This window comes from bacterium (genome assembly GCA_040755795.1).
Lineage (GTDB): Bacteria > UBA9089 > CG2-30-40-21 > CG2-30-40-21 > SBAY01 > JBFLXS01.
Genome location: JBFLXS010000335.1, coordinates 1 through 4590, shown reverse-complemented (window position 1 = coordinate 4590; position 4590 = coordinate 1). Strand labels below are relative to the sequence as shown.

Genomic DNA, 4590 nt, shown 5'->3' with positions numbered 1-4590 from the left:
ACGGTGTCAAGCAAACCTGGCCCAAGAGTTCGATGCACCGCTATAGCGCATCCAATGACTCTATTCGATAATTCATCAAATTTCACTTCGTGCTCTCCGTGCCCTTCGTGGTGAATAGTTACAAAAATTGTAACTCTTCACCGCAGAGACGCAGAGAAACAGAGAAAATAAATCAGATAACAGAAAAGATTATTGAGACAATCTCTACAAATATATCGCTCCTCTGGAGCTAATTCTGCAAATAGATTTTATTTTTTCTCTGCGCCTCTGCGTCTCTGCGGTAAATAATCTCTCCCTAAATTGGCAGGAATACCACAAATGTTGTTCCCTTCCCAACTTCACTCTCTACCTCTATCCTGCCCTGGTGTGCCTCAATTAAACGCTGGCAGATAGCCAGCCCCAGACCTATTCCTTTGCCTCTGCCGGTATAAAATGGCTCGAATATCTTGCTTATCTCCTCTCTAACTATGCCTTTGCCCGTATCCGAGATGCCTATCTTGATAAAATCTCCCTCTCTTTCAGTTTTTACTCTTAATTTTTTACTCTTAACTTCTCCCATTGCCTCAGCCGCATTCTTCACCAGATTAACCAGCACCTGACGAATGCGGTCAGAATCCACATTAATCTCCGGCAGGTCGCTGGCTAACTTTTGCGTTACATCGATATTAGAAAGGAGTTCTGCTGGGAGTTCCTTTATTGCCTCCTTGATTAATTTATTCACCTGGCACTTAGCCGTTTTCAACTCAAATGGCTTTGAGAGATTCAGCAGGTCATTGATAAACCCGGTTGCTCTTCCTATGGCATTATCCATCTGTTGGATAGTCTGCTGGGCATCAATATCCTCTTTGTGAGTTATTTTCAGATAGTATAGTCCTGATTTGATGACCTGTAATGGATTTTTTACCTCATGAGCGGCCTCAGCGGCAATCCGGGCTGTGGCGGCTAATTTTTCTGTCTCTATCAGTTTTTTTTGTAACCTCTTTTGTTCGGTGATGTCGTGAAATATTCCCTGAATTATTGGGTTTCCACGAATTAAAGTTACAGAGGCGGTGATGTTCACAGGGATTATCTTCCCTGATTTAGTGATTACCTCTGCCTCATCATCAGCCCAGCCCTTATGTTCGATATGTTTGCGAAACATCTCTGCGTAGTATTGTGCCTTTTCCGGTGGATGAACTGTGATTTGATGTGAGCCTATAATCTCGCTTTTTTCTTTCTCTAAAAGAACCGCCGCAGATTTGTTACAATTAGTAATTAGACCTGTTTGCGGGTCTGCCCAGAAGATAGCATCCTTTGCGTTATCAAAGGCTAATCTAAATTTCTCTTCGCTCTCCGCAAGTAATTTCTCTGTCCGTTTATGCTCCATAATCTCGTTTTTTAATTCTACAGTTTGCTCTTGTACCAATTCCTCAAGGTGGTCAGTATGTTTTCTTAATTCTTCCTCCATCCATTTCTGCCTGGTGATGTCACGGGCAATACCAACCAGACCAATGATATTACCGTTATCATCAAACTGGGGAACCTTTATTGCTTGAAACCAGTATTTTTTCCCAGCCGCATCGGTCATATGCTTGGTGATTTCTTGAGGTTTGCCAGTTTTGAAGACTGTCTGGTCATCTTCGACATTCTTTTTTGCTTCTTCCTTGTCCTGCATCAATTCAAAATCGTTTTTCCCAATTACTTCTTCACGGGAAAGACCAAAAGCCTCTAACGCCTTATTATTGGCAATAATATACCTGCTCTCTAAGTCTTTAAAGAAGATGGCATCATGAGCAGATTCCACCATATATTGGTATAACTTCAGTCTTTCCCCGGATTGTTTCAGTTTTTGATGTGATAAGCATCCTTTAAGGGAAGCAGCAAATTCAGAGATAACATCACAGAGTTGATAAAGTCCTTCTTCTTCGAATGGAGTTTCTTTAACTAATTTTAAGAATCCCAGATTGTTGAGGCTAAAAACAGCAAAAGCCTCTTTTTCTATCTCTTTCTCGGTAACAACCTGAGAGAAATCAGGTTCACTTGAGGCAACTGTCCAGAATTTTCTGCCTTCTGGCAGGGTAAAGAGGGGATGATTAAGGGGTAGTCTGGTCTCTTTCACTCGAAACTCTGGATAGGCATAGATTAAAGAGGCATATTCCTTGTCCTCTTTATCCAGATATTCGTTTTTTATCCAGATTGAGGCAAATCCAAGATTTTGTCGAGACATAAGTGCCTTTAAGAATATGGCACAGTCCTCTTTCAAATCCAGGGATTTACCAATAGAAAGAGCCAACTCGTAAAGCATAAAAATATCTTTTAGGACTTTTGATTTATTATTCATCCAATACCTCCTTGCTAATAACTCAAAACTCAAAACGCAAAACTCAAAACTACAACTTAAAACTCAAAACTTTTTATTCTTCAAAGTTAATATGCTCGCTCCTAACATCTTTGATATTTCATTTACTTCGTTTAATAATTCATTAGTTTTATTTTTATCAGATTCAGTAGCATCTCGCAAGAGTCCGAGCCAATATTTACTCTCATTAGCAGATTTCAAAGCAATCTCGTAAAACTTAATAAAATCCTTTCTTGATGAAGCCGATTTAGCTTCTACGATATTTGCACCAATACTGGTGACAGAACGGAGAAGTTGATCTCCAATTATCCAGTAAACCCTTTTATCTGGTAAAGTTTCCAAAAATTTAATGATATTGATTGAAAGGTAATAACACCGCCTCTTTAAATCAGTTTTAAAGTTTTGAGTTTCAGTTTTGACTTTTGACATTTGACTTTTGAGTTAATATCCTATCAGTGAATAGTTACTAAATAAATTAGGATTTCTGTAAGAGTGCCACAACAATAGTTTTGTTAAAAAACTCAAGAAATCTTTCTCCATAAGAGGCTATTTCGCCCAGAGTCAACATACCTTCTGGCACACACTTATCATTTATAGTAGCAATCTTTTCTTTCACCAATGCCAATTCATTTTCAAAATCCTCTCCTAAGAAAAGTGCCCTTGAGATACAATCAGCAACTAAACAATGAGATACCTTTTCCCCTACAAGATTTTGACAATCACTTGCCGCCTGACCAGCGGCTTGAATCAAAGATGCCTTGTTTCCTCTCAAAATACTCAAAACGCTATTTTGTGGGACTTCACCAACACAGATTAACTCTCCTTTTTCATTTGTAGCAATCGGGTCACGGACAATATCCTCAGCATTCTCCTTGAACATCCCAAATGGATATGTCATACTCAGGGAGTAGAAATCTTTTTCAGATAGCTTTTTGCCTGAATCAGCCTCGACTACTTCCCGATAGACCTGAAGGGCATTTTTCCAGTTCAATTCAGAGATAACATTTTTATTGGTTTTGGTGGCGACAAAGGGAGTCATTACTTTTTCCCAACCATGCCGAACCCCCAGATTGCTTTTTAGTTGGACAAAGGTAATCACCGCGGCATCCTGAACAAACCCTTCTCTGGTAAAAAGGCAAGGAGTCTGTTTCAAACTTAATGACCCAGCCCCGCCTCCAAAATAATGAACCGTCTGACCCAGCCGATTGAAAAGCTCGCAAAGAAAAAAGGCAATATTTGTGGTCAGTCCATCTACCAGAACAATCGCTGTGCATCCTTCGATTCCTTCACCCAGCTCTGGGAGTTGAATCTCTTGTTGATTAAACCCTTTGATGAGGTAAGGGGTTTTTACTGCAGGGAAAACATTTACCACCGCTCCTTGTTCATATCTTTTGTCACCATAGATTACTCCAGGAAATACCCCGCCAAAAAAGTCGATGCCCATTTCATTAAGACCGGCAATCATCTGGTCAACATCAGGCTTATTCTTTTCCCCAAGCATAATCAAGGCAACTTCTTTATCCTGGACTTTAAGCCCTCTGATTGCCTCAACAATCTTTAGTGAATCAGTTTCCGGAAGATACATAAGAGACCTCCTTTTGGAACAGTCAGAACACCCCAAAAGCAAATTCCTATCACTTCTTTTGTAACATTTTAGCCATCTGAAGTGAAATTCAGGTAATCAGTTATCGGTGATCAGGTTATCAGTAAAGGGAAAAGATCAATTGGTTGTTACCGATTACCTTGCACTTCATTTGGGTAAATAGTTACAATCTTTTTGTATTTGTGTTCATTCGTGGTTATATATTCCCTCTGTGTTCTCTGTGACTCTGTGGCTATATCCTGAATGGTTACAAAAACTCGAACATCGCGTATTGCTTTAAAATGTAGCATATCTCTGAGAAATTGTCAAGCACTTTTTCGGTTTCAAACAAAAAGGTTGACAATTAATAGAAAATAGAGTAAAATAAAAAGGAGACAAAAAAATGGAATCAATCATTAATTATCCCTACCTTCCAGTCGTTACTTTAATAATTGCTTTAATCCTTTTCTTGATATTTTCAAGAAATACTATTGTTCTCATTTCTCTTGTCTTTCTCTCACTCATTATTATTCTGGTTTCTACTGAATTGAATAAAAGAAATCAAACCCGAATTCCTAAAGGAAATATTGCTTATGTCGATAATTCCCATCGGGGATATTATACATTAGACAGCTGGAAACCTCAAGGAATAATGGGATTACACCTTAAT

Annotated in this window: 5 protein-coding genes; 1 reads left to right on the top strand and 4 read right to left on the bottom strand. The window is 39.0% G+C overall.

The window, feature by feature from the left end; genetic code table 11:
* Positions 1-295: 295 nt before the first annotated feature.
* The 4 genes from AB1414_16060 to AB1414_16045 form a co-directional block, all read right to left on the bottom strand.
* On the bottom strand, positions 296-2320 hold the full coding sequence (locus AB1414_16060) for a PAS domain S-box protein (GenBank protein MEW6608934.1): 2025 nt from the start codon (positions 2318-2320) through the stop codon (positions 296-298).
* A gap of 63 nt (positions 2321-2383) precedes the next feature.
* A complete protein-coding gene (locus AB1414_16055) occupies positions 2384-2767 on the bottom strand; it encodes a four helix bundle protein (protein MEW6608933.1) in 384 nt (127 codons plus the stop codon).
* A gap of 46 nt (positions 2768-2813) precedes the next feature.
* Complete coding sequence (locus AB1414_16050) at positions 2814-3923, bottom strand: FIST C-terminal domain-containing protein (protein ID MEW6608932.1); 1110 nt, start codon at positions 3921-3923, stop codon at positions 2814-2816.
* A gap of 146 nt (positions 3924-4069) precedes the next feature.
* Positions 4070-4231, bottom strand: coding sequence for a hypothetical protein (locus tag AB1414_16045; GenBank protein ID MEW6608931.1), 162 nt, complete (start codon positions 4229-4231; stop codon positions 4070-4072).
* Between the two features lie 92 nt (positions 4232-4323).
* Here AB1414_16045 and AB1414_16040 point away from each other — a divergent pair.
* A partial coding sequence (locus tag AB1414_16040) for a hypothetical protein (GenBank protein MEW6608930.1) occupies positions 4324-4590 on the top strand: 267 nt, incomplete at its 3' end.

Excerpts from the sequence above, each read along its gene's own strand:
- AB1414_16050 (MEW6608932.1), bottom strand. The coding sequence starts at position 3,923 with ATGTATCTTCCGGAAACTGATTCACTAAAGATTGTTGAGGCAATCAGA.
- AB1414_16060 (MEW6608934.1), bottom strand. The coding sequence starts at position 2,320 with ATGAATAATAAATCAAAAGTCCTAAAAGATATTTTTATGCTTTACGAG.
- AB1414_16055 (MEW6608933.1), bottom strand. The coding sequence starts at position 2,767 with ATGTCAAAAGTCAAAACTGAAACTCAAAACTTTAAAACTGATTTAAAG.
- AB1414_16045 (MEW6608931.1), bottom strand. The coding sequence starts at position 4,231 with ATGCTACATTTTAAAGCAATACGCGATGTTCGAGTTTTTGTAACCATT.